24 protein-coding genes and 1 tRNA gene are annotated in these 24,974 nt (G+C 60.4%); 13 read left to right on the forward strand and 12 right to left on the reverse strand.

The features are described from left to right. Positions 1 to 47: 47 nt before the first annotated feature. The 5 genes from AAC077_RS01770 to AAC077_RS01790 all read right to left on the reverse strand — a co-directional run bounded on the left by AAC077_RS01770 (position 48) and on the right by AAC077_RS01790 (position 6,711). The gene (locus tag AAC077_RS01770) at positions 48 to 1,355 is read right to left on the reverse strand and encodes a M10 family metallopeptidase C-terminal domain-containing protein (RefSeq protein ID WP_339766228.1); all 1,308 of its coding nucleotides are present in this window, start codon (positions 1,353 to 1,355) and stop codon (positions 48 to 50) included. 184 nt (positions 1,356 to 1,539) lie between these two features. Continuing rightward, the gene (locus AAC077_RS01775) at positions 1,540 to 2,946 is read right to left on the reverse strand and encodes a calcium-binding protein (protein WP_339766229.1); all 1,407 of its coding nucleotides are present in this window, start codon (positions 2,944 to 2,946) and stop codon (positions 1,540 to 1,542) included. Positions 2,947 to 3,184: 238 nt separating this feature from the next. Continuing rightward, positions 3,185 to 4,399 carry a M10 family metallopeptidase C-terminal domain-containing protein gene (locus AAC077_RS01780; RefSeq protein WP_339766230.1) on the reverse strand — a complete coding sequence of 405 codons (1,215 nt, stop codon included), beginning with the start codon at positions 4,397 to 4,399 and terminating at the stop codon, positions 3,185 to 3,187. Positions 4,400 to 4,935: 536 nt separating this feature from the next. Continuing rightward, entirely contained in the window at positions 4,936 to 6,339 is a 1,404-nt protein-coding gene (gene glnA, locus AAC077_RS01785; RefSeq protein ID WP_339766231.1) for a type I glutamate--ammonia ligase, read from the reverse strand. Between the two features lie 33 nt (positions 6,340 to 6,372). Next, complete coding sequence (locus AAC077_RS01790; RefSeq protein ID WP_339766232.1) at positions 6,373 to 6,711, reverse strand: P-II family nitrogen regulator; 339 nt, start codon at positions 6,709 to 6,711, stop codon at positions 6,373 to 6,375. Positions 6,712 to 6,991: 280 nt separating this feature from the next. Here AAC077_RS01790 and AAC077_RS01795 point away from each other — a divergent pair, with 280 nt between their 5' ends. Next, positions 6,992 to 7,846: an NAD(P)H-hydrate dehydratase gene (locus AAC077_RS01795; protein ID WP_339766233.1), complete on the forward strand. Its 855-nt coding sequence runs from the start codon at positions 6,992 to 6,994 to the stop codon at positions 7,844 to 7,846. On the opposite strand, the gene AAC077_RS01800 is transcribed toward AAC077_RS01795, so the two are convergent. Continuing rightward, positions 7,843 to 8,346, reverse strand: coding sequence for a Hint domain-containing protein (locus AAC077_RS01800; protein WP_339766234.1), 504 nt, complete (start codon positions 8,344 to 8,346; stop codon positions 7,843 to 7,845). The genes AAC077_RS01795 and AAC077_RS01800 overlap by 4 nt on opposite strands. A 185-nt stretch (positions 8,347 to 8,531) precedes the next feature. Between AAC077_RS01800 and AAC077_RS01805 the strand changes: the two genes are divergently transcribed. The 6 genes from AAC077_RS01805 to tig all read left to right on the forward strand — a co-directional run bounded on the left by AAC077_RS01805 (position 8,532) and on the right by tig (position 14,434). Further along, positions 8,532 to 8,615 (forward strand) — tRNA-Leu (locus tag AAC077_RS01805). A 176-nt stretch (positions 8,616 to 8,791) separates the two neighbouring features. Then, positions 8,792 to 9,691 (forward strand): type IV pili methyl-accepting chemotaxis transducer N-terminal domain-containing protein, encoded by a 900-nt coding sequence (locus tag AAC077_RS01810; protein ID WP_339766235.1) that lies wholly within the window; start codon positions 8,792 to 8,794, stop codon positions 9,689 to 9,691. 206 nt (positions 9,692 to 9,897) lie between these two features. Continuing rightward, on the forward strand, positions 9,898 to 10,941 hold the full coding sequence (dctP, locus tag AAC077_RS01815; protein ID WP_339766236.1) for a TRAP transporter substrate-binding protein DctP: 1,044 nt from the start codon (positions 9,898 to 9,900) through the stop codon (positions 10,939 to 10,941). A 112-nt stretch (positions 10,942 to 11,053) separates the two neighbouring features. Continuing rightward, entirely contained in the window at positions 11,054 to 11,626 is a 573-nt protein-coding gene (locus AAC077_RS01820; protein ID WP_339766237.1) for a TRAP transporter small permease subunit, read from the forward strand. Continuing rightward, on the forward strand, positions 11,623 to 12,936 hold the full coding sequence (locus AAC077_RS01825) for a TRAP transporter large permease subunit (protein ID WP_339766238.1): 1,314 nt from the start codon (positions 11,623 to 11,625) through the stop codon (positions 12,934 to 12,936). Before AAC077_RS01820 ends, AAC077_RS01825 begins: the two co-directional genes overlap by 4 nt. Before the next feature lie 166 nt (positions 12,937 to 13,102). After that, a complete protein-coding gene (gene tig / locus AAC077_RS01830; RefSeq protein WP_339766239.1) occupies positions 13,103 to 14,434 on the forward strand; it encodes a trigger factor in 1,332 nt (443 codons plus the stop codon). Between the two features lie 114 nt (positions 14,435 to 14,548). On the opposite strand, the gene AAC077_RS01835 is transcribed toward tig, so the two are convergent. From AAC077_RS01835 to rpsF, 5 genes are all read right to left on the reverse strand, one after another. Further along, positions 14,549 to 15,034, reverse strand: coding sequence for a lytic transglycosylase domain-containing protein (locus AAC077_RS01835; RefSeq protein WP_339766240.1), 486 nt, complete (start codon positions 15,032 to 15,034; stop codon positions 14,549 to 14,551). Positions 15,035 to 15,615: 581 nt separating this feature from the next. Then, entirely contained in the window at positions 15,616 to 17,574 is a 1,959-nt protein-coding gene (locus AAC077_RS01840; RefSeq protein WP_339766241.1) for a bifunctional 2',3'-cyclic-nucleotide 2'-phosphodiesterase/3'-nucleotidase, read from the reverse strand. A 204-nt stretch (positions 17,575 to 17,778) separates the two neighbouring features. Further along, entirely contained in the window at positions 17,779 to 18,411 is a 633-nt protein-coding gene (gene rplI / locus AAC077_RS01845; protein WP_339766242.1) for a 50S ribosomal protein L9, read from the reverse strand. Between the two features lie 12 nt (positions 18,412 to 18,423). Continuing rightward, positions 18,424 to 18,651 carry a 30S ribosomal protein S18 gene (rpsR, locus tag AAC077_RS01850; RefSeq protein ID WP_028957713.1) on the reverse strand — a complete coding sequence of 76 codons (228 nt, stop codon included), beginning with the start codon at positions 18,649 to 18,651 and terminating at the stop codon, positions 18,424 to 18,426. A gap of 26 nt (positions 18,652 to 18,677) precedes the next feature. After that, complete coding sequence (gene rpsF, locus AAC077_RS01855; RefSeq protein ID WP_339767915.1) at positions 18,678 to 19,031, reverse strand: 30S ribosomal protein S6; 354 nt, start codon at positions 19,029 to 19,031, stop codon at positions 18,678 to 18,680. Positions 19,032 to 19,332: 301 nt separating this feature from the next. Here rpsF and AAC077_RS01860 point away from each other — a divergent pair, with 301 nt between their 5' ends. Both AAC077_RS01860 and AAC077_RS01865 read left to right on the forward strand, forming a co-directional pair. Further along, a complete protein-coding gene (locus AAC077_RS01860; protein WP_339766243.1) occupies positions 19,333 to 19,836 on the forward strand; it encodes a hypothetical protein in 504 nt (167 codons plus the stop codon). 149 nt (positions 19,837 to 19,985) lie between these two features. Beyond that, entirely contained in the window at positions 19,986 to 20,555 is a 570-nt protein-coding gene (locus AAC077_RS01865; RefSeq protein ID WP_339766244.1) for a YceI family protein, read from the forward strand. Positions 20,556 to 20,686: 131 nt separating this feature from the next. Here AAC077_RS01865 and AAC077_RS01870 read toward each other — a convergent pair whose 3' ends face one another. Beyond that, positions 20,687 to 21,892 carry a cytochrome b/b6 domain-containing protein gene (locus AAC077_RS01870; protein WP_339766245.1) on the reverse strand — a complete coding sequence of 402 codons (1,206 nt, stop codon included), beginning with the start codon at positions 21,890 to 21,892 and terminating at the stop codon, positions 20,687 to 20,689. A gap of 189 nt (positions 21,893 to 22,081) precedes the next feature. Between AAC077_RS01870 and fabD the strand changes: the two genes are divergently transcribed. The 4 genes from fabD to AAC077_RS01890 all read left to right on the forward strand — a co-directional run bounded on the left by fabD (position 22,082) and on the right by AAC077_RS01890 (position 24,900). After that, positions 22,082 to 23,011, forward strand: a complete 930-nt coding sequence (gene fabD, locus AAC077_RS01875) for an ACP S-malonyltransferase (protein WP_339766246.1) — start codon at positions 22,082 to 22,084, stop codon at positions 23,009 to 23,011. A 22-nt stretch (positions 23,012 to 23,033) separates the two neighbouring features. Continuing rightward, positions 23,034 to 23,768, forward strand: coding sequence for a 3-oxoacyl-ACP reductase FabG (gene fabG / locus AAC077_RS01880; RefSeq protein ID WP_339766247.1), 735 nt, complete (start codon positions 23,034 to 23,036; stop codon positions 23,766 to 23,768). A gap of 183 nt (positions 23,769 to 23,951) precedes the next feature. Next, positions 23,952 to 24,185, forward strand: a complete 234-nt coding sequence (locus AAC077_RS01885; protein ID WP_028957706.1) for an acyl carrier protein — start codon at positions 23,952 to 23,954, stop codon at positions 24,183 to 24,185. 178 nt (positions 24,186 to 24,363) lie between these two features. Continuing rightward, a complete protein-coding gene (locus AAC077_RS01890) occupies positions 24,364 to 24,900 on the forward strand; it encodes a GNAT family N-acetyltransferase (RefSeq protein ID WP_339766248.1) in 537 nt (178 codons plus the stop codon). Positions 24,901 to 24,974 lie beyond the last annotated feature (74 nt).

The raw sequence follows: 24,974 nt of genomic DNA on the forward strand, positions 1-24,974 counted from the left end.
AAAACGGCCCTGCTTTTAAGACGCCTTTTTAAGACGCGGCGACTGCGTTACAGCACGAAATCATCCGCACTCAGCGCACCCACATCGGTCAGCCAGATGCGCATGTCGGCGCTGCCGTTGGCGTCGGTGTCGACCTGAATGTAGGTGCGCCCGTTGCCCGCAATGTCGAAACGCACTTCGTTGGCCGTGCCGGAAAAGGCCGCCGTGCCGACAAATGTCAGCCCCGAGGCAACCCCGCTGAGGTCGATGGTGTCGATGCCCACTTCGAAATCCTGAATGACATCACTGGCACCGGTGCTGCTGTCCTGTTTGACGCCGTAGACGAACACATCGGCCCCGGCACCGCCGTTCAGCACATCATTCAGCCGTCCGCCCTTGATTTCATCGGCCCCGTCGCCGCCATAGATGGTGTCCTTGTCACGGCCGCCGTTCAACGTGTCGTCGCCCGACCCGCCGAACATCTTGTCGCTGCCGTCGTCGCCGATCAATTGGTCGTCGCCTATACCGCCGGACATGAAATCACTGCCCAAGCCCCCGCGCAGGTCATCGTCACCGCCGCGTCCGAACAGGCGGTCATTGTCGTCGCCGCCGTCCATGAAATCGGCGTTGCTGCCGCCGGTCAGGGTGTCATTGCCCAGCCCGCCGTCGATAACACCCAGCACGATGCCACCGTCAAAAGCGGTGTAAACGTCGTCGCCCGCGCCCAGCAGCACATCGCCCTGGAATACACCGGAATTGTCGACAGTGTCAGTCGCGGAATATTTCGACTGGTAGGCTGCAAACCGACCGCTGACCAAGCCTGTGTTCAGCGTATAAACCGCGCCGCTCGCTTCAACGGATATGGCGGCAGCAGTCGTCGAGTTTGAATTAAGGCTGCCATGGTTTTCAAGGTGCGCATTGACAACATCGCTTTCCAAGAGAAAGCCGCTGCTGTAAATGCCGGTGTCAGTGGCATTGATGGTGCCATAGTTGATCAACGTGCCAAACTCTGCGTCAGACAGGTCCATTCCGACAGAGCGGTGGGTGGTGATCTGTCCATAGTTGACGGCAATGCTGTCGTCTCCATGGATTATTATTCCGGTAAAGAAATAGGCCACGATGCTGCCGGTGGCCTGAACCGTCACATTGTGCTGGCCGGTGGTCCCATTCGTATTGAGGCTTACCCCGTTGCCATAAGCGTAGAGGTCGCCCGCAATGACCACATTCACACTGTCCGCAGTGCCATCTGAATAAATGGTATTGCCGTCTGAACTTGAAACGATCACGTCGTCGGCGACGATAATAAGGTCATCGGTGTTGGCGGTGATCTGCACGCCAGTGCCGATCAGGTCCGTGGTGAAAAGCCGTAGTGCCATGAGAATTCTCCTTTTGGGTATGATTGCACTGCTTTCGGCAAGCGGGGCAGGGTCTTCAATCTGTCAGACTTGATGAACTGGTCTGAATGTCTTCAATCTAATGACTGCTGTCTGGTGAAATCTTGGATCAAGGCACCGGTTCGGTAAACCATGGCGGTAGCTTTGGCGAAGCCGGCCCTGCGACCTATAGCACGAAATCATCCTCACTCAGCGCGCCCACATCCGTCAGCCAGATGCGCATGTCGGCGCTGCCGTTGGCGTCGGTGTCGACCTGGACAAAGGTCTTGCCGCTGCCGTCGATGTCATAGCGGACCTCGTTGCCGGTGCCGGAAAAAGCCGCCGTGCCGACGAATGTCAGCCCCGAGGCCACCGCGCTCAGGTCGATCACGTCGATGCCGACTTCGAAATCCTGGATGGTGTCGCTGGCCCCGGTGCTGCTGTCTTGCTTGACCGTATACAGGAACGTGTCCGCCCCCGCACCGCCACGCAGCACGTCGGCCAGACGCCCGCCGTTGATCTCGTCCTCGCCGTCGCCGCCGCGAATGGTGTCCTGATCGCGTCCGCCTTGCAGTGTATCATCACCCGCCCCGCCAAAGATCTTGTCGGCCCCGTCATCGCCCAGCACCTGGTCATCGCCGGTGCCTGCCGCCACGAAATCGGCCCCTTCGCCCGCGCGCAGGTCATCATCGCCGCCGCGCCCGTACAGCCGGTCGTTGCCGACCCCGCCGTCCAGATAATCCGCATTGTTGCCACCAGTCAGGGTGTCATTGCCCAACCCGCCCCGCACCTGTCCCGTCACCACGCCGTCACCCACTGCGGTGTAGATGTCGTCGTCGTCCCCCAGATCAACATCCCCGGCGATTGTGCCTTGGTTCAACACGGTGTCTTCCCCGGCCAATGTCAGCACGTCGCCGAAAATTTCGCCACTGTTGTTGATCAGGTCCATCCCGCCCAGCAAGGAGATGCTGCCGTTGATGGTGCCCGAGTTGGCGATGTCGAAATCTTCGTAATAGCTGCTGAAGGCATAGCTCCAGATTGCCCATGTCCCGCCGCCGTTCTCGGCCAGTCGCGCGGCACCGTTCAGGGTACCCGAATTGTTGATCTGGATCGCGGCCTGCGCAAAAGCGCTGGTGATATAGGTCTTGATCGCCGCGTCATTTGCGCCATCTCCGGTGGCCGTGATGGTGCCGGAATTGTCGATGGTGACGCCGCGCCCGTTGTACAGCATGACACCGGCGTTCCCGACAAATTCGCCAAGGTTGGTCACCTTCATATCGTCGGCACGCAAATGCACTGCCGCAAACCTCATCGAGACGATCTTGCCCGTGGCGCCATTGTAGATATTGGTGCCATCCCCGCGCATAAAGATCGTATCGGCGCTTACCGACATCAACGTGCCGTAGTTGGTGATGTAGCTGGGCGGGACATAGGCCGAGGTGAAATCGTGATCAATCACTTCGCGTGTGGCGCCGGTGCCATCGTTGATCAGCGCCACGCCTTCCAGGATAAAAATATTGTCGTTCCCCGAGGTTGGCACCACCACGTGCGAGGTGTTGAGCGTGGAACTGGTCGTGAAAATGTAGTTGGTCATTTAAATTCTCCTTGAAATAGCCATCGCGCAGGTGGTGCGGTCGGGTGGGATTGTCAAAAATGCTGTGTGTCGTCTGGCGCAGAGCGATCCGAATTGGATCGGACCAGAGATCGAAACTATTTGACGGAATTAGGCGGGCAACCTTTCCATCGGTCAATATGACTTCGTGGGGAAAAATGGGTTGTCTGTCCCCACCGCCCGACCTATTGGGGCCGGGAGGTGGGGAACGGTTTTGGGTTTACAGCACGAAATCATCCGCACTTAGCGCACCCACATCCGTCAGCCAGATGCGCATGTCGGCGCTGCCGTTGGCGTCGGTGTCGACCTGGACAAAGGTCTTGCCGCTGCCGTCGATGTCATAGCGGACCTCGTTGCCGGTGCCGGAAAAAGCCGCCGTGCCGACGAATGTCAGCCCCGAGGCCACCGCGCTCAGGTCGATCACGTCGATGCCGACTTCGAAATCCTGGATGGTGTCGCTGGCCCCGGTGCTGCTGTCTTGCTTGAAAGTATACAGGAACGTGTCGGCCCCCGCACCGCCGCGCAGCACATCGGCCAGACGCCCGCCGTTGATCTCGTCGTTGCCGTCACCGCCACGGATGGTGTCCTGATCCCGGCCACCGTTCAGCGTGTCGTCGCCCGATCCGCCAAACATCTTGTCGGCCCCGTCGTCACCGATCAGTTGGTCATCACCCGTGCCACCGGACATGAAATCGCTGCCCAGCCCGCCGCGCAGGTCGTCGTCACCGCCACGTCCGAACAGGCGGTCGTTGTCGGCGCCCCCGTCGATGAAATCGGCGTTGTCGCCCCCGGTCAACGTGTCATTGCCAGCCTCGCCGTTGATCCACCCCAGCACGACGCCCGCATTGGTCGCGGTATAGCTGTCGTCGCCGTCATTCAGGGCAACGTCGCCAATCATCGTGCCAGAGTTGTCGACCACATCCGCACTTATCGACCCCAGAAACGACCCCGCACCGCCCGAAATGGTGCCGGTGTTGACCAGAACCGCCAGATTTGAGGCGTTGAGTTCACCAAAATCGACGCCCCAGGCCTGGACCGAGTGCACGTCGCCGTGGTTAAGAACGATCGAGTTGTTCGCGGACTGCATCACCTTGATGCCTGCGCCTTCGCTCGACATGGCCGAGATCACGCCGCCTTCGTAGTTGACGATGGTGCTGTCTGACCGCAGTGCGACAACGCCGTTGTTGTGACGCGAATCCCTAAGGTCGTCGTCGTAGTTGTTGGCCTGCACGGTGCCGGAATTGTAGAACGTGTCGCCCACGCCGGCATAGCTGATAAAAACGCCACTGCTGGCTTCGATGTTACCCGTGTTGGTGATCGTCGATGTGCCACCCGAGGAAAACAGGCCAATGGCTTTTTGGGCGATGATACTGCCATGATTGGTGATGGAGGAATCCGCGCCGGTGATCTGGAACGTGGCCTGCGTCGAATCCATGTCAAAGTTAGTGACGCTGCCGGTTGCCGTGATCGTTAGATTAACACGGTCTCCACTAAAGAAGGTGTTATTCGCCTGCACAGCGTCACCGGCGAGAACGATGGAAACATCATCATAGAAGCTTCCAGAAAACATATTGGCGTTGGTGGACCCCCACAAGATTCCCTGTTGCAGATAGAAACTGTCGCCGTCAGCGGTAAAACTATGGGCGATTCCGGAAACGACGCTGGTTGAAGTGATAAATGTCGCGGTCATGGCATGCTATCCTTCGTTAAAAAACAAAAATCCGAATTCAAAAAATATTGATGCGCAGATCATGCACAAAATGCGCGTTTCCCCAAGAAAAACGACGTGGCGCGGGCAGGAAGAGGCGGATTTGAGCCGGAAACCGATAGTTCTCAGCACCGTTTCCACCTTGGCGTGTAAAACCTGTGTCCTGCTTTTGAAATGCGCCGGTCGTACCCACGAAAAAAGGCGCCCGCGAAGGGGCGCCTTTTCCGATTTCTGCGATGTGCGGGCCAAGGCCCGCAACCGGTTCAGCAGGAATAGTACATTGCGAACTCGACCGGGTGGGGCGTGTGTTCGTAACGGTGCACTTCTTCCATTTTCAGATCGACATAGCCTGCAATCTGGTCGCGGGTGAACACGTCACCGGCCAGCAGGAAGTCCATGTCTTTTTCCAGCTCTTCCAGGGCTTCGCGCAGCGAACCGCACACCGTGGGGATGCCGGCCAGCTCTTCTGCGGGCAGGTCATACAGGTTCTTGTCCATGGCTTCGCCGGGATCGATCTTGTTCTGGATACCGTCAAGGCCGGCCATCAGCAGGGCCGCAAAGCACAGGTAGGGGTTCGCCGACGGATCGGGGAAACGGGCTTCGACGCGCTTGGCTTTGGGGCTTTCTGTCCACGGAATACGCACGCAACCCGAACGGTTGCGGGCCGAATAGGCGCGCAGAACGGGGGCCTCGAAACCGGGGATCAGACGCTTGTAGCTGTTGGTGCCGGGGTTGGTGAAGGCGTTCAACGCTTTGGCGTGGGACAGGATGCCGCCGATGAAATACAGCGCTTCCTGGCTCAGGTCGGCGTATTTGTCGCCTGCGAACAGGGGCTTGCCGTCTTTCCAGATCGACATGTTCACGTGCATGCCCGTGCCGTTGTCGCCCGCGATGGGCTTCGGCATGAAGGTTGCGGATTTGCCATAGGCGTGGGCCACGTTGTGGATCACGTATTTGTATTTCTGAAGCTCGTCGGCCTGTTTGGTCAGGCTGTCAAAGATCAGGCCAAGCTCGTGCTGGCACGACGCAACCTCGTGGTGGTGCTTGTCGACCTTCATGCCCAGACGTTTCATCGTCGACAGCATTTCCGAACGCAGGTCTTGTGCCTCGTCGGTGGGGTTCACGGGGAAATAGCCGCCCTTGATGCCGGGACGGTGGCCCATGTTGCCCATTTCGTATTCGGTGTCTGTGTTCCAGGCCGCGTCGGACGCGTCCACTTGATAGGACACTTTGTTCATCGACACTTGGTAACGCACGTCGTCGAACAGGAAGAATTCAGCCTCGGGGCCCATATAGGCCACATCGCCGATGCCCGAAGATTTCAGGTAGGCTTCGGCTTTCAGCGCCGTGCCACGCGGGTCACGCTCATAGGCTTCGCCGGTGTCGGGTTCGACCACCGAGCAGTGCACGCAGATGGTTTTTTCGGCATAGAAGGGGTCAACATAGGCGCTGTCCAGATCGACCATCAGCTTCATGTCCGATGCTTCAATCGACTTCCAGCCTTCGATCGACGAGCCGTCGAACATAAAGCCTTCTTCGAGGAAATCCTCGTCAACCTGATCGGCGATCAGGGTCACGTGCTGCAATTTGCCACGCGGGTCGGTAAAACGGATGTCGACGTATTCGGCGCCTTCATCCTTGATCATGTCGAGAACTTTGTTTCCCATGTGTGTCTGTCCTTCTTGTGCAGAATTGTACGTTTAAAGCGCGTCCGAACCGGATTCACCGGTGCGAATGCGGATGGCTTGTTCGACGGAAGTGACAAAAATCTTGCCGTCGCCAATCTTTTCGGTCTTGGCCGCGTCGATGATCGCCGCGATGGCGCCGTCAACCTGATCGTCGTCCAGCACGACTTCGACTTTTACCTTCGGCAGGAAATCGACGACATATTCGGCGCCACGGTAAAGCTCCGTGTGACCCTTCTGGCGCCCGAAGCCTTTGACTTCGATCACGCTCAGGCCTTGCACGCCCACGTCCTGGAGGGCCTCTTTCACTTCATCAAGCTTGAAGGGCTTGATGATGGCTTCAATCTTCTTCATGCGGGCCTCCCTTTGCATGGTGTCGATGGGCGTCAGACCATTTTGCGCCTGATGCGTCTACGACGGGCGGGCGGATTGCAATAGGATCAGGCAGATTTGGAATTGATGAGGACGTTTTTTGTGCAGTATGATTAAAAATTGATCACTTTGCAAAAGATAGGGCTGTTTGACACGCATAAGCTCTTTTGACGGCGTGACACACCCGCCGGGGTTGCTTGCAACAGGGCAACCGTTAGGTGTTTTCTTTTGGCCTTAAATATCCCCGCCGGAGGCACCTGCCATGACACCGCAATCCATCACCCGCGAAAGCCTGCCCGCGCTTGCCAAGCAGGCAGGGCACAAGTTTGACCACGGCCATGCGCTGGTGTTGTGCGGCGGTCCCGGCCGCACGGGCGCCGCGCGCATGGTCGCGCGGGCCGCCTTGCGTGCGGGCGCGGGGTTGGTGACGCTGGGCGTGCCACCTGCGGCGCAGCTTGAGGTGGCGATCCAGGTGACTGCCGTGATGCTGCACCGTTTGAAGGACGCCGCTGACTTGACCACGTTGCTGGAAGACAGCCGCCTGAACGCGCTGTGTGCAGGACCAGCGCTGGGGCTGGACAGCCGCGCGGCGGGGTTGGTCCGCAGCGTGCTGGACAGCCGGCGGCCTTGTGTTCTGGACGCCGATGCGCTGACGCTGATGGCCCGCGATCCGCTGCTGTCGGGGCAATTGCACGACCGCTGCGTGCTGACCCCGCATGGCGGCGAATTCGCGCGGTTGTTTCCTGACCTTGCCGCGGATCTTGGCGATGATCCGCACCTTGACGACAAGGTTTCAGCAACCCGCGCAGCCGCGGCGCGTGTCGGGGCTGTGGTTCTGTTCAAGGGCGTGGACACGGTAATTGCCGATCCCGACGGGGGCTGCGCCGTGCACAGCGCGCGCGGCGATCGCGCTGCACCGTGGCTCGCCACGGCGGGGGCAGGGGATGTTCTGTCCGGAATGATCGTGGGACTGCTTGCGCGCGGCTTTGCCCCGACCAAGGCCGCAAGGGCCGCGTCCTGGCTGCACGTGTCTTGTGCGCTCAGCTTCGGCCCCGGCCTGATTGCCGAGGATTTGCCGGATCTGCTTCCGGCAGTGTTGCGTAAGCTGGCGCCTTAGGCGGCCATCTCGTGCACGGCCACCATCGCGGGCACCGACAGTTCCAGCCCGTCGGCATAGACCACGTGAGGCGCGTCAAACCCCAACTGGATCAGCGTCATGGTGCGCACGCCCAGATCGGTGATGAATTCACCGTCGATCAGGCATCCGGCGGGCAGAACGGCCTGCGATGCACCGGCCAGCGCCTTGGCCCGCCAGTCGCGCACCAACACTTGTTGCGCGGCAGGCAGGATCACGTTGGTTTCCGGCCGTTTCTGGCCCAGCGATCCGGCGGCAATGGCCACAGCGGCGGATGTGATCCGCGTGGTGCTGACAGCTTTCAGCGTCACCAGACCCGCATTGCGGCTGATAATGCGATCGCCTGCGGACAGATATTCCACAGGAATTTCGCCGTCGGATGTCAAAAGGATTGTGCCGGCAACAAGGCCGACATGAAGGATTTCTGCGCGCAGTTGCGGAACCTGTCCGCTTTCGACGCGCCCGACCGTTTTCGGTTTCATGGGCGTCTCTCTTTTTGTACAACCTGCCTCAAGGTTGACGACAATATACCCCAATAATCCGTTAATGTCGCCAGAATAATAACTGTAAAATTTTCCTGGCCTGGCTGTGGCATTTTTGGTCTCGCCTATTGCGCGATGCTTTGGTATCTGACGCGCCAGCGCTGTGTTATGAGCGCTGCAAATGTGCGGGTGTGGCGGAATTGGTAGACGCACCAGATTTAGGTTCTGGCGCCTTTGGCGTGGGGGTTCGAGTCCCTTCACCCGCACCACTTTGATTTTACTTGATAATCAGAGTGTGCATTTCCCCCCTTAAGACGTCTCTGTCAAATACGCGTACTTCGTGTGGCCATTTATTACAGCGCCAAAACGCGGCAATCTGCTTTGGTGGGGCGCATTTGCGTGCCTTAACCGCTTGTTCAGGTCTTCAATGCTAACTGGGTCCAAGATGAACAGGCAGGGTTGGCACCTCATGAGAATTCTGAGCGTTTTGATGCTTCTGGCGGGCGCGCTTGGGGGCTTCGGCTTCGCATCCGCGGTGGTGGCCCAAACGACCGCATCTGATGCGGCGCTGAATCAGCGCATTGATATTGCCGGGCGGCAGCGGATGTTGTCGCAGCGTATGGGGATGGCATCGTGTTTTGTCATGGGGGATGTCCACGCAGAACGGTTCAGCGCTGTCGCGCAGCAGGCCTATGCTGTGTTTGCACAAACACAGACTGTCCTGCGCGACGGAGGCACGAAAAAACAACTCGCGCCCGCGCGTGATCCGCAGGTTCTGGCGCTGCTGGATCAATCGGACGAGATCTTTGATACTTTCGGGCGCGCTGTGTTGCAGGTCAGCCATCAGGATTTGCAATCGGTGGTGGTGGCGCAGGTGACCGAACTGGACCTGCCGCTGCTGGAACGCCTGAATGAAACGGTCAACGCGATTGAAGCCCAAGGCGCATCTGCGACGCAGGGCGGGGCCTTGGCCAATACGGTCAACATCGCCGGACGGCAGCGGATGTTGTCGCAAAAGGTGCTCAAGGAATTTTGCTATGTCGGGCTGGGTGTTGACAGGATACGCCAGCAAAAACGGTTGGCCGCAACCCTTGAGCTGTTTGAAACCAGTCTGGCGCTGCTTGAGACGGGCAGCGCCGATCGCGGGGTTCTCGGGCCGCCCAATGCGCGCGCTGAGGGACGGCTGCGGCGCGCGCGTCTGGTTTGGGAGCAACTCTTGCCAATTCTGCGTCTCGGGATCGCGGGCGAGGAGGTGGGGCACGAAGATTTGCTGCGTGTTGCCGGTTTCAGCGAGGACTTGTTAAAGGCCTCGCAGCACGTGGTGGCCAGTTACCTGAAGTTATGAGGGACGGTCGCGCACGGCCTATTTTGCGAAGATTGCGGATTCTTCAAGTCCATTTCGCACACAGGACGTTGGGTCGCATTTGAAAAGATTGGTTGAGGGGCGGGGCTATCGCGTCCACACTCCTGCACTCATAGGCACCCTTTGCATGTCGTCGGCTTCCGGCGGCATTGCGACCGGTGCCAAAGCCATTCTTTTGGGAGGAAGACATGACCATCAAGTCAAAAGGTATGAACCGCCGCGCCATGCTGCGCGGAGCCGCCGTTGCCGCCGTCGCCACACCCGCGCTGGTGGGCAAGGCCATTGCCGCAGGCGAAGTCACATGGCGCGTACAGGCCCACTGGCCCAAGGCGTCCAGCTCGTTCACCGACAGCCTTGGCGTGCTGGCGACAGCACTGGAAGAGCGCACCGAAGGTGCGTTCAAACTGGAACTGCTGGGTGCCGGCGAGTTTGCCAAAGGCCCCGACATCTACAACATCGTGCGCAAGGGCGTGGTGCCCATGGGCTCGATCAGCCCGTCCTACATCATCGACAACGCCGAAGCCGCGTCCTTTGCCTATGGCATTCCGGGCACGCTGCGTCAGGCGTGGGAAATGGAACACGCGATCAAGAACCTCGGCATCGAGGATCTGGTAAACGAAGATCTGGCCTCGGACGGCGTCCGTCTGATGTCGGAAAAGGTTCTGCCCACCGAAATGGTCGTGTCGAAAAAGATCGAATCCGCCGCAGATTTCCAAGGCCTGAAAATCCGGTCCTCGGGCAAGATGCTGGATTATCTGGCCGCAGCCGGTGCCGCACCGCAGTTTGTGCCCGGCTCGGAACTGTATCAGGCCCTGTCGTCAGGCGTGGTCGATGGCGCGCATTGGGGTGCCGCCGTGGGCGCGCAGTCGATGTCGCTGTGGGAAGTGTGCAAATACCACTATAAACCGGTTCTGGCACAGACCACTGACGCGTTCATCATGAACGAAGACGCGTTGGCCGACCTGCCCGAGGATCTGCGCACCGCGCTGCTGGACACCGTCACAAACCGTTTCTTCCTGCGGTCGGCCGAATACCAGCACAAAGAAGCGATCGCACTGTCCGAAGGCGTGGCCAACAACAGCGTCGAAGTGGTGCAATTGCCGCAGGACGTGCTGGACATGCTGGCCGCCGCATCTGCCCAGATCCTCGAGGAAGAGGGCCAGAAGGGCGAAAAAGCCGCCAAGGCCGCCGACATCTATCGCGGCCTGATGAAAGACCTCGGTTACGCCTAAAGCACCTGACATCACCGGCCTGCAAAACGGGCCGGTGACCGGGCTTTGATGACGCCTGCGCACCCCTTCCGGGGCGGCGCGGGCGCTTTGCACTCATTCAGGAGACAGTCACATGTTTCAACTGGCCCGCGCCGTGACGCGCGTGAACAGGTTTATCGGAAAGTGGGCCTCGCTGGCCGTTCTGATAATCTTTGCCCTGCTGCTGGCCGATGTGGTCATGCGCTATCTGGTCGGAAGCCCGGCGATCTGGACGGCAGAGCTGGCTGTGCTGATCTTTGGCGTCTACGCGATCATTGGCGGTGGCTATCTGCTGACCGAACGGGGGCACGTCAACGTCGACATCATCTATGGCGCCCAAAGCCTGCGCCGCCGCGCGATGCTGGACATTCTGACATGGCCGCTGTTCGCGCTGTTTGTGGGGGTTCTGCTGTGGCAGGGCTACGACATCGCCGCCGAGGCGCTGGACGATATGGAGCGGTCACAGTCGATGTGGAAAGCGCCCCTGTGGCCGACCAAGATCATGATCCCCGTCGCCGCCGCCCTGCTGTTGTTGCAGGGGGTGATCCGCCTGTGGGCCGATGTGCGCGTCGTCATGGGCCTGCCCGTGCCGGATGACGTCTTTGGCAAACCCGGCACACCTGACACCGACAACACCCTAGAACCTTCCAAGGAGATGCAGCAATGAGCGTCGAACTTCTGACCCTGCTGTTCTTCGGCAGCTTGCTGGTCTTTCTTATGCTGGGCACCCCGCTGGCCTTTGTGCTGGGCGGTGTGTCGGTGGTTTTCCTGTACTTCGAGATGGGCGAGATCGGATTTTACCTGCTGGCCTCCAAGATGTGGGAGACGATGCAAAACCCCACGTTGATGGCGATTCCGCTGTTTGTCTTCATGGCGATCCTGCTGGAAAAATCGGGGGTTGCGAATGATCTGTACGATATGATGCACCAATGGTGGGGCGGCCTGCGCGGCGGTCTGGCCATTGGCACGGTGCTGATCTGCGTGATCTTTGCCGCCATGTCCGGCATTTCCGGTGCCGCCGTTGTGACCATGGGCACGATTGCGCTGCCCAAGATGCTGGAACGGGGCTACGACAAGAAGCTGGCGCTGGGGGCGATCAACGCGGGCGGGGGCTGGGGCATTCTGATCCCGCCGTCGATCCTGATGGTGCTCTATGCGCTGCTGACCGAAGTGTCGGTGGGCCGTCTGTTCGCCGCAGGTGTCGGCCCCGGCCTGACGCTGTTCGTGCTGGTGTCGCTGTACATCGGCGGGCGCTGCTGGTTGCAGCCGGATCTGGGCCCGGCGCTGCCCCCCGAAGAGCGCGCGGACTGGGGCCAAAAGTTCCGGTCGCTGCGCGCGGTGATCCTGCCGATCCTGATCGTGACAATCGTTCTGGGCGCGATCTTTGGCGGCTTTGCCACCGCGACCGAAGCGGCGGCCATCGGTGTGTTCGGCGCGCTGTTCGCCACCGGCGTGAACCGGCAACTGTCCTGGCCGGTGATCCACGAGGCGTCTATTGCCACGCTGAAGCTGACGGCGCTGATCATCTGGATCCTGTTTGCGGCACATGCCTTTTCCACCGCCTACACGGCATTGGGGGCACAAAGCCTGATCAGCGACCTGATGGCCTATATCCCCGGCGGTCGCTGGGGGGCGCTGGCGTTCATGCTGATGGTGCTGTTCTTTTTCGGAATGGTGCTGGACCCCGTTGGGATCATGCTGATCACGCTGCCGGTGTTCCTGCCGGTGGTGCAACAGGCGGGCTTTGACCCGATCTGGTTCGGCATCCTGTTCATCATCATGATGGAGGTGGGGTATATGACGCCGCCCTTCGGCTTTAACCTGTTCTACCTCAAGGGGGTGGCGCCGCCGGATGTGACCATGGGCGACATTTACGCGTCGGTCATTCCTTATGTGATCGTGACGCTGATCGGTGTTCTGCTGATCATCCTGTTCCCGGGCATCGCGCTGTACCTGCCGAACCTGTTCTACAACTAGACCGGACGGCACAAGCCACGCCCGACACCAGTTGAATCCGCGCAGGCCCCAAGGCTTGCGCGGATTTGCACCTTGAACCCCTTGCGCCCGGTCCATTGGGCCAATAGAACGGCGCAAATTTTGCCAAGCACTCCGCATTGGGGTGCTGTTACGCTATGGAGCACACATGCAGGTCAACGAGACGCTGAACGAAGGTTTGAAACGCGGCTACGCCATCACGATCACCGCGGCCGAAATCGAAGCCAAAGTGAACGAAAAGCTGGTCGAGGCGCAGCCCGAAGTTGAAATGAAGGGCTTTCGCAAAGGCAAGGTCCCGATGGCGCTGCTGAAAAAGCAGTTCGGCCCGCGCATCATGGGCGAAGTCATGCAAGAAAGCGTTGACGGCGCGATGTCCAAACATTTCGAAGACAGCGGCGACCGCCCCGCCATGCAGCCCGATGTCAAAATGACAAACGAGAACTGGAAAGAGGGCGACGACGTCAACGTCGAGATGTCCTATGAAAAGCTGCCCGAAATCCCCGAAGTTGACCTGAGCAAGATCAAGCTGGAAAAGCTGGTCGTGAAATCGGACGACGCTGCCGTGGAAGAAGCCCTGGGCAACCTGGCAGAAACCGCACAGGATTTCGCAGACCGCAAGAAAGGCTCCAAAGCCAAGGACGGCGACCAGATCGTGATGGATTTCGTCGGCAAGGTTGACGGCGAAGCCTTCGAAGGCGGCTCTGCCGAAGATTACCCGCTGGTTCTGGGCTCGAACAGCTTTATCCCCGGTTTCGAGGATCAACTGGTTGGCGTCAAAGAAGGCGAAGAAAAGGCCGTGACGGTGTCCTTCCCCGAGGACTATCAGGCCGAGCATCTGGCCGGCAAAGAAGCCGTGTTCGACTGCACCATCAAAGCCGTGAAAGAACCCAAAGCCGCCGAGATCAACGACGAGATGGCCAAGAAATTCGGCGCCGAAGATCTGGCCGCGCTGAAAGGTCAGATCGCCGAGCGTCTGGAAGCCGAATACGCCGGTGCCGCCCGCGCCGTGATGAAACGCGGCCTGCTGGACGCGCTGGACAAGGCCGTCAGCTTTGATCTGCCCCCGTCGCTGGTCGACGCCGAAGCAGGCCAGATCGCGCACCAGCTGTGGCACGAGGAAAACCCTGACGTCGAAGGTCACGATCACCCCGACGTGACCCCCACGGACGAGCACAAGACACTGGCCGAGCGTCGCGTGCGTCTGGGCCTGTTGCTGGCCGAACTGGGTCAGAAGGCCGAAGTCGAAGTGACCGACGCCGAAATGAGCCAGGCCGTGATGAACCAGGCGCGTCAGTACCCCGGTCAGGAACGCCAGTTCTTTGAATTCGTGCAGCAGAACCCGCAGATGCAACAGCAGCTGCGCGCGCCGTTGTTCGAGGACAAGGTTGTCGATTACGTGTTCGACCAGGCGTCCGTCACCGAGAAAGAAATCTCGAAAGACGAGCTGCAAAAAGCCGTTGAGGCGCTGGAAGACGAATAAGTCTTTCGCCCTCCTTCGGGTTCGGAATTGGAAAAGGCCGCCTTTCGGGGCGGCCTTTTGCGTTTGGGATGTATTACCGAAAATCGCCCCGATCTTGGGACGCTCTGCGCGCGTTCAGCCCTTGCGCAGGCCGGTTTCCACCAGCATCCCGCGCTTCTTGGCCTCGTAGTAATACCCGCGCGCGTACCAGTGGATCGCGGTGCTCATGTCGCCATCAGACAGCAACCACGCGCCGCGCAGGTATTTCACCCCGTATTTCAGGTTGGTTTCGGCATCCAGCAGGTCCGAAGCCGACCCTGTGTGACCCATGCTGCGGGCTGTGGCAGGCAATATCTGCAACAGGCCGTAATAGGGGCCGTTCCGCGCGGACGGATTGTGGGTGCTTTCGCGGATGGCAAGGCGGTGGATCAACGGGCGCGGGACGTCGTAGGCGTCGGCGTATTTGTTGATCAGACGACGCAATTGGGGCGTCTCGTTGGGATACAGCGGCGGTTCCATGAAACCGACGCTTTGGGGTTCGGTGGGTGCCGCGCTGCACGCAGACAGGGCAGGGGCACAGGCCAGCATCAGCAGGGCGGTGCGGCGGGTGAATGAGGGCATACGATGACCATAAGCAGTGAATATGCCGGTGATGTAGACGCGTCTGGGTGATTCCAGCCAGAGACCTTGCCTGACATGGGCGCGAACACGCCGATGTGAGCCGATGAGGCGCTGGTGCCTGAGGGCAGGTGCATGCTGCGCGTTCTTGATCCGATGCACTGCGCGTTCTGAATTCTATCAGGGCACCGTATCGTGCGGTTTTGCCCCAAGCGACGGGTGCTTTTCCGCATAACGGCCCTTGCACACAGTTCGTGGCAATGTCGGAAGAGCAGGACTTTCTGCCATTCACTAAGCCGCGCATCGTCGGGCCGAGGTTCGGCGATCCAACCGTAGTGTCGGCCACTTTATGGCGGCCAAACACATCCGAGTTATCTGTTGGACACAGCGGCAACCAAATCGCCGTGCCGTGGGGCGGCCCGGCGATGCGCGGCGGCCTGCGGCCTTGGTTCCGCGCGGGGAATGTTGAAAGGCCTCAAACCAGACCTTCGCTGCGTGACGCACAAAGGTCGGCTCTTGCACTTCGGCCCAACGGTCTGACGGAAACGCCAAAGCCATCTGGCGTTTCCCGGTTTTTGGACCTGTTACAGCTGGATGCGGAAGCGGGCGAAGCCGTCGGCACCTTCGCCTGCGGGGGCGATGTCCACGCCTTTGACGTCGTCCACGTAATCCGCAGCCTTGGGGCCGGTGTCGAACAGAACGCTGGCCCCGTCGACGGGCGCGAAGGTCCAGTTGGCATCGGCGCGGGGGCTGATGGTGCCCTGTTCGACGATATAGCGCACGATCACATCGCGGTTGGTGTCTGGCCCTTCGAACACGATGCTGTCGCCCATGGCGCCGGGGAAAGCACCGCCGCCACCGGCGCGGTAGTTGTTGGTTGCGATGATGAATTGTGCTGCGGGATCAATCGGTTTTCCGTCGTAGTTCAAGTTCACGATCCGGTTGGCATCCGGGTTGATCACCGCGCCCTTGCTGTCGAATTTGGACGGCTGCGACAGGTCGATCTGATAGGTCACACCGTCCATCACATCAAAGTTGTAGCTGGGAAAGTCGGGGTTCAGCAGCATCTGGTCGGCTTCACCAGGCGTCACCTGATTGAACATGCCCGCCGAGCGTTCCAGCCAGTCCTTGACTTGCGCCCCGGTCACCAGAACGGCGCGGGCGGTGTTGGGGTAGAGGTACAGATCCGACACGTTCTTGATCGCCACGTCGCCCTTGGGCACGTCGGTGTAATATTCCGGTCCACCACGGCCACCGGCCTTGAACGGCGCGGCGGCGGACAGGATCGGCAGGCCTTCGTATTCGGTGCCCTTCATCATCTGCGCGATGTACCACGTCTGGGCAATCGACACGATCTGCACGGACGGGTCATCCGCCACCAGCGCGAAATAGCTGTGCAGGGGGGCGTCGGTCTTGCCCACGGCGCGGCGGACATAGGCCAGCGTTGCGTCGTGTTCCGCCTGCACCGAGGCCAGAACCTCGGGATCGCTTTCCACCAGCGCGGTCACGCTGCGGTCTTCGTTGCGTTTGGAGATCGGCCGCGCTTCCGAGGCGGAGCCCGCGATGCGCCAGCCGTTGCCGTCGCGTTCCAGCATCAGGTCGATCAACCCCATGTGGCTGCCCCAGAACCCACCCATGGTGGCCGGTTTGCCGTGGATGGTGCCTGCGTCCGCGTCAACGGCGGCATAGTCGGTGTAGGTGGCCGAGGGGAACACAAGGTGGCTGTGTCCGGTCATGATCGCGTCGATGCCGTCCACGGCGGCCAGCGGGACGGATGCGTTCTCCATGCCCTCGGTGTGATCTGCCGACCCGATGCCCGAATGGGACAGGGCGATGATGATGTCGGCGCCTTGTTCCTTCATTTGTGGTACATATTCCCGCGCGGTTTGTACAATATCGCGGGTCTGAACGTTGCCTTCCAGATGGCGGCGGTCCCAGTTCATGATTTGCGGCGGCACGAAGCCGATCAGCCCGATCTTGATCGGGTGGCTGTTGCCCGCGCCGTCGGTAATCATCCGGTCGATCAGCACATAGGGTTTGATCAGCGTGGTGTCCTTTGTCGGGCTGCTGCCCATTTCCTTGACCACGTTCGATGACACCACGGGGAAATTCGCGCCGCTCAGCGATTTCATCAGGAAATCGAGGCCGTAGTTGAATTCGTGGTTGCCCAGCGTCGATCCGTCAAAGCCCAGCGTATTCATGGCCGCAATGACGGGATGCATGTCGCCGTCCTTCATGCCGCGCTCATAGGCGATGTAATCGCCCATCGGGTTGCCTTGCAGGAAATCGCCGTTGTCCAGCAGCAGCGAATTGGTCGCCTCGGCGCGGATGTCCTTGATGATCGACGCGGTGCGGGCAAGCCCCACGGTGTCGACTTCCTTGTCGGCGTAATAATCGTAGGGAAAGACGTGCACGTGCAAGTCGGTGGTTTCCATCAGCCGCAGGTGCGCCTGATTGGCGGCGGCATTCACCGAAAACGGATGCACGGCCAGCAGGCTGGCTGAACTGGCGATAAAGGCACGGCGGGACAGGGTGAAGGGCATCGTTCGATCCTTTGAGATGTTTGCTTCCGGCTATCGCTGCGGTCTGTGACAGAGGTGTGACAGAAAGGGAGCGGACCCAGGAATGATGCGCGCGGGGACAGCGGTGCGTCAATAGGGGCGGCGGGGGGCGCGCAGGGTCACCCGGAACGAAAAAGGCCGCCCCGAAGGGCGGCCTTTGAAATGTGCACTGTGCGAAAGTCGCGATCAGTTGTTCGACGTTTCTTCTTCGTCGTCCGAGGACTGTTCAGAAACCGCTTCGGCCAGATCGTCGTCGTCGGATGCCGCGGCACCGATGTCTTCGAACAGCTCGGAGATTTCGAAATCGGCTGCGGCTTCTTCTTCCGCGGCTAGTTCCTGGATCGATTTGCCCGAGGCTTGCAGTTCGGCTTCTTCCACCGAGCGTGCGACGTTCAGTTCGATTGTTACCTGAACTTCGGGGTGAAGGGTCACTTCAACTTCGTGCAGGCCAAGCTGTTTGATCGGTTGAACGATGACAACTTGTTTGCGGTCCAGCGAGAAACCTTCGGCTGTGGCAGCTTCGGCCGCGTCACGGGTGGTGACCGAACCGTACAGGTTGCCGCCGTCCGACGCCTGACGAATCACAACGAACTGTTGGCCGTTGAGTTTGTCGCCAAGTGCTTCGGCTTCTTTCTTGGTCTCAAGGTTCTGCGCTTCGAGCACGACTTTGCGCGCTTCGAAGTCTGCGATGTTCTGCTCGGAAGCCGACAGCGCCTTGCCCTGGGGCAGCAGGTAGTTGCGTGCAAAGCCGGGTTTGACGTCGACGACGTCGCCCATCTGGCCCAGTTTGGCCACGCGTTCGAGAAGGATCAGTTGCATGTACTTGGCTCCTTATTTCACTGCGTAGGGCAGCAGGGCGAGGAAGCGGGCGCGTTTGATGGCACGGGCCAGTTCGCGTTGCTTCTTGGCCGAAACGGCGGTGATGCGCGACGGCACGATTTTGCCGCGCTCGGAAATGTAGCGTTGCAGCAGGCGTGTGTCTTTGTAGTCGATCGCGGGCGCGTTCTCACCCGAGAAAGGGCACACTTTGCGACGGCGGAAAAATGGTTTTGCAGCCATGGGTTAGCTCCTTTTTTGCTCGGGGTTCAGCGGCGCTCGCGACGGGTGTCGCGTTCGTCACGTTTCTGCATCTGGACCGACGGGCCTTCCTGGTGCGCGTCGACTTTGATGGTCAGCACGCGCATGACGTCGTCATGCAAACGCATCAGGCGTTCCATCTCTTGCACGGCGGCTGCCGGTGCGTCGGTGCGCAGGAAGGCGTAGTGGCCTTTGCGGTTTTTGTTGATTTTGTACGCCATCGTCTTGACGCCCCAGTATTCGTTTTCAACCAGGGTGCCGCCGTTGTCGGCGAGGACGGTGCCAAAATGTTCGATCAGGCCTTCGGCTTGTGTGTTCGACAAGTCCTGGCGTGCGATCATAACATGCTCGTAAAGGGGCATGTGCGCTCCATTTATATCAAGGCGCATTTCATAGACGAAGCGTTCAAGTCCCTTTGCGGCTTCGGCACGAGAGTCTGCGCGGTTCAGATGAGGTGCAAAAGGAAGTGCCCATATACACGGTTTGCACGGGGGCGCAAGCGCGGTGGGCGCGCAAGGGGCGGGGGCGTGCGGGCGGCATTGTTCGCGGTGCCGCAACAATGCCCTGCAACTGACGGGGGCGTGCCCAATTCTTGCCGTCTTCGCTGGCCAGACATGCTGCAACAGACAGAGCAGCAGCGTTCGTGCGCGGGGAGACACAAGAATGACAACCACATCCGATTATATCGCAGAAGCTTCACCCATGGGCACAGCGACGCTAAGCGCCCCTGTGCGGTCGATGGATGCAGGGCGTGCGCTGGGGCGGATGGCGCAGCGGGTGACCGGGGCGGCGCTGATCCTTGCGGCGGCGGGCCTGTGGTTGGCACCCGGCAGCAGCTGGGCGGCGGAAATCCTGTTGGTTAAGCTGGTTCTGTCACTGGTGGCCGGTTTTGTCGGGCTGGCGCTGATCCAGAACTGGACCACACCGGATGCGCCCGAGGTCGAAATTGATCTGGTGCGCCGTCATGTCCGTCTGGTGCGTCGTGCGGGGGCGCAGCTTATGGTTTTGCACGAATGCAGCTTTGCCGAGCTTGGCCATGTCGAAAGGACCAAGAACACGGTGACCCTGTGGGATGCCCATGGCGACCTGCTGGCCGAGGTTGCCCCCGTTGATCGCGGCGTGTTGAAGGCGCTGGTGGCGGGGTTGCGGGACGCGGGCAAGCTGTAAGGCCCCCCCGGTTCTGTCGTGTGCACAAGGACCCAGCGGAAATGTGATGTTCAGAAAAGCGCATAGGGTGTTAATCCGTACCGACTTGTCTTGTGGGGCGCAAACCCCACATGGTCACATGAGTTTCATCAACACGGAGTATCCCAAATATGAAATCGCTTATCCTTGCCGCGGCTCTTTCCACTGCCGCCACCATGTCTTTTGCGGCCGACACATATACGCTGGACCCCAGCCACAGCCAGATCGTGTTCCATTACGAGCACCTTGGCTTTTCGACCACATACGGCATGTTCTCGGGCTTTGACGGCGAGATCAGCCTGGACCAGGAAGACCCTGCCAAGTCGACCGTGTCGGTGTCGTTTCCCGCATCGTCGCTGATCACCGGCTGGCAGCCGCGTCTGGATCATTTCATGACGGGTGATTTCTTTGGTGCCGACGAAAACGAAACGATCACCTTCAACTCGACCAGCATCGAAGTGACCGGCGACGACACCGGCATGATCACCGGCGATCTGACGATCAACGGCATCACCAAGTCGGTCGTTCTGGACGCCAAGCTGAACCAGATGGGTGATCACCCGCAGGCGGGCAAACCCTGGGCCGGTTTCAGCGCCACCACATCGGTGCTGCGGTCGGATTTCGACATGGGCATGTTCGCCCCCTACGTGGGCGACGAAGTGGACATCATGATTTCGATCGAGGCGATGAAGGCTGAGTAAGCCTGTCGTCTGAGTAAAGGAAAGGCCGCCGGAGTGTTCCGGCGGCCTTTTTTGTGTGTACTCTCTGGCGTTGCGCGGTGAGGCAAGGTGCCTCCGGCGGGGATATTTGAAGCCAAAAGAAGGCGCTGTGCCTAGTTCGCGGCCGCGGCGCGGGTGGCGGTTAGTTCGATTTGAACCTGAACGGGGAATTTCAGGCTGGATTCGTCGTTCATGTTGTCCCCGATGTTGAAGTCCTGGCGGTCCAGCGTGGTGGCGCCTTTCATCGTGGCGGTGTCGCCGTCGATGGTCAGATCGAAAGGCAGTTCCAGCGGCACCGACTGGTCCTTGATCGTCAGGGTGCCGGTGGCGGTGGTGCGGTCGGTCGTTGTGGCGATTTCGGCGGTATAGGTGGCGGTGGGGAATTCCGCGACGTTGAAAAAGTCGGGGCCCATCGCCTGATCTGTGACCGAGCCAAGTGTGAGCGAGCCGATGGCGATGGTCGCCTCGACAGCGCCGGAAATGCCGTTTTGCACCGTTTCGTCAAAGGTGATGTCGGCGGTCCAGTCGGCAAAGCTGCCGGTCACGTCCGAGCCGAACTGGTTGACCGTGATGGACAGGGTGCCGTTCTGGACCTGCCAGTCGGATTGCACCTGTTCGAGCGCTTGCGCGGGGCCGGTTTCGGAACCGCCCGACAGGCCCAGACCTGCGCCGAATGCGATGGCCACGGCCCAGATCACGGCGGCGGTGATGGCGGGGCGGCGGACGTTGTGCGTGCCGCCCGGCGTGGCGGCGGTGGTGGTGCCGAACCACATGCGGCGCAGGGTGCTGTCGCGGTCGATAAAGTGGTGTTTCAGCGCGCCGAGGATGTGCAGGGCAAGGGAGGCCTCGAGCACGTGGGTGGCAATTTCGTGCATCGCCCCGAAGGCCCGCGCGACGGCGTCCGATTTCGGCACCAGCGGCAGATCCTGACCGATGGGCCACCAGATCGGCGCAAAGCCCGAGGTGGCGGCGTGGTGAATCCATCCCGACAGCGGCACGATGACAAGGCTGGCATACAGCAGCCAGTGCACGGTTTCGGCGGCGAAGGTTTCAAGCTTGCGCTCGGGGTGCAGGTGGGCCGGTTTGGTTTGGGTCAGCGCCCAGACGATGCGGGCCAGCGCCACGGCAAAGACGGCGATGCCCAGCGTTTTGTGCAACGAGAACAGCCACGCCTTGGTCGCCAGTTGCTCGGCGGTGTCATAGGCCATGTCATTGGCGATCAGCCCAAGGGGGATCAGGGTCAGGATCAGCAGGGCGATCAGCCAGTGAAATGTTTTGGTCACAGAGCCGTAGCGGTCTTCGGCGTTGGTCAGGGGCATGTCTGTCTCCGGGTTGGAACGGATGGGGTTTGCCCTGTGGCGGGCTTGGGTCTTAATGTGACCTATTGGCTTGTCTTTGTAACTGCAAATTGTTGCACAGGTTTGGTGCGGTAGGTTTTGGGCGGCTTGTGCGCAGGGCGCAGTCTCTCTAAACCGCGCAGGACGGCAAAAGAGGGAGGGCAGCAGCCCATGAGCATAGCATTTGTATTTCCCGGGCAGGGCGCGCAGACCATCGGCATGGGCCGCGATCTGGCCGAAGCCTATCCGGCGGCGCGGGCGGTTTTTGACGAGGTTGACGATGCCTTGGGCGAAAAGCTGAGCGATCTGATCTGGGAGGGCGACATTGAAACGCTGACCCTGACGCAGAATGCGCAGCCTGCGCTGATGGCCACGTCGCTGGCGGCGATGCGCGCGCTTGAGGCCGAGGGGTACGGTATCAGCACCGCGTCCTATGTGGCGGGGCATTCGCTGGGTGAATATTCCGCATTGGCGGCGGCGGGGGCGATTTCGGTGGCCGACACGGCGCGGTTGCTGCGGATTCGCGGTGCGGCGATGCAAGAGGCGGTGCCGGTGGGCGTGGGTGCGATGGCGGCCCTTTTGGGGCTGGATTTTGCCACCGCGACCGAAGTGGCCGCCGAGGCAGCCCAAGGCGAGGTGTGCCAGGCGGCCAACGACAACGACCCCGCACAGGTGGTCGTCTCGGGCCACAAGGCAGCGGTGGAACGCGCCATCGAGATTGCCAAGGCCAAGGGCGCGAAACGCGCGCTTTTGCTGCCCGTAAGCGCACCGTTCCATTGCGCGCTGATGGAGCCGGCGGCCCGCAAGATGGCCGAGGCGCTGGATCAGGTGGACATCAACGCGCCTGCGGTGCCATTGGTCGCGAACGTTCGGGCCGAGGCGGTCGACGATGCCAAGGTGATCCGCAATCTGCTTGTCGATCAGGTAACCGGGTCGGTGCGCTGGCGCGAAAGCGTGATGTGGATGGCGTCACAGGGCGTTACCGAAATGTGGGAAATTGGCGCAGGCAAGGCGCTCAGCGGGATGATCCGGCGGATCGACCGCGAGGTTGCAACGCGCAACGTTGGTGTGGCGGCAGACATTGCTGCGCTGAAAGCGTAACTGGTTAAAAAGGAAAAGTTTCATGGATTTGACGGATAAAACGGCGCTGGTCACCGGCGCATCGGGCGGCATCGGGGCCGAGATTGCACGGGTTTTGCACGCAGCAGGGGCCACTGTGGCGCTGTCGGGCACGCGGGTCGAGCCGCTGGAGGCCTTGGCTGCCGAGCTGGGTGAACGCGCGCATGTCCTGCCGTGCAACCTGAGCGATATGGAGGCGGTTGACGCGCTGCCCAAGCAGGCCATCGAGGCGATGGGGCGTGTGGATATTCTGGTGAACAACGCGGGCATCACCCGCGACAACCTGTTCATGCGCATGTCGGACGAGGATTGGTCCAGCGTCATGGACGTGAACCTGACCGCGACAATGAAACTGTGCCGTGGCGTTCTGCGCGGCATGATGAAGGCCCGTTGGGGTCGGATCATCAACATCAGTTCGGTTGTCGGCGCCATCGGCAACCCCGGTCAGGCGAACTATGCTGCCAGCAAGGCGGGGATGATCGGCATGTCGAAAAGCCTGGCCTATGAGGTGGCCAGCCGTGGGATCACCGTGAACGCCGTGGCGCCGGGATTTATTACCACTCCAATGACCGATAAGTTGACAGATGACCAAAAATCCGGCCTTTTGTCGCAAATTCCTGCGGGTCGCATGGGCGAGCCATCGGAAATTGCTGCCGCAGTGGCCTATCTTGCCAGCCCGCAGGCGGGTTATGTCACAGGAACAACCTTGCACGTGAACGGCGGTATGGCCATGTTGTAAGGGCCGCGCCTGAAGCCTTGCCATCTTTTCGGGATATGCTATAGGCGGCGCAGATTTGAACCGGGGGCGCGCAAGACGCGCCGCTGGAATAGCCGCTCCTTGGGGGCACGACCATGTCGCACCAAGAGGGGCGGCACCACTGAAGGGCAAGAAATTTTGCCCGTTTGGAATGAGGACTTAGAAATGAGCGACATCGCAGACCGCGTTAAAAAGATCGTTGTAGAGCACCTGGGTGTTGAAGAAGACAAAGTTGTCGAGAACGCGTCGTTCATCGATGATCTGGGCGCAGACAGCCTGGACACCGTCGAGCTGGTGATGGCGTTCGAAGAAGAATTCGGCATCGAGATCCCCGACGACGCGGCGGAAACAATCCAGACTTTTGGCGATGCTGTGAAATTCATCACCGAAGCGTCCTGAGTTCCAAACGCTTCAGACCGATTAGAAACGGTGCCTTTCCTTTGCGGAAAGGTGCCGTTTTTTTTATGTCCGGTCGAAACGGGATTGCACCGGGCGGCTGTGGGCGGCACTGTTGGTTCAGAGCCTTGGACAACAAGAGGCCGCAGCAGGTTACCAATATAATGCCCCCGATTGATCCATGTCGCGTGTAATTCCGACCATCAACACCAAAGGCCTGACGCTGCGCGCGTTGCGGCCCGAAGATTTTGACCGCTATGCCGCGATCTGGGCGATGCCCGAGGTGGTGCGCCACATCGGTGGCGTGCCCTGGAGTCGCAGCCGCGCGTGGGATTCGTTTTTGCGCAACGCCGGGCATTGGCAGATGACCGGCTTTGGCCAATGGGCGATCGAAGCGCAGGGCACCAAGTCGCTGGTGGGGCAGGCCGGTTTTTTCTACGGTGTGCGCGGGCTGGGGGACGATTTTGATGTCTACCCCGAGGCGGCCTGGGTGCTGTCACCGGATTTTCAGGGGCGCGGGTTGGGTCGGCAGGCGGCGCAGGCCGCGCATGACTGGTTTGACCGCGTGGTCACCGGCCCGCTGGTGTGCCGGATTGCCTCTGAAAACGCAGTGTCGCTGCGGCTGGCCGAGGTGTTGGGGTACAAGCCGCTGCGCCAGACCGAGGAAGATGGCGTGACAGTGGAGCTGTTGTTGCGCAAGTCGCCGCCACAGGCTTAGGACGGCGAAAATCAGCCAATTTCGTCATGGAATGCTGCACTTGCAAAGGCTGCGTGATGTCGCGTTGGACTTGA

Source organism: uncultured Pseudosulfitobacter sp. (assembly GCF_963976325.1).
Classification (GTDB): domain Bacteria; phylum Pseudomonadota; class Alphaproteobacteria; order Rhodobacterales; family Rhodobacteraceae; genus Pseudosulfitobacter.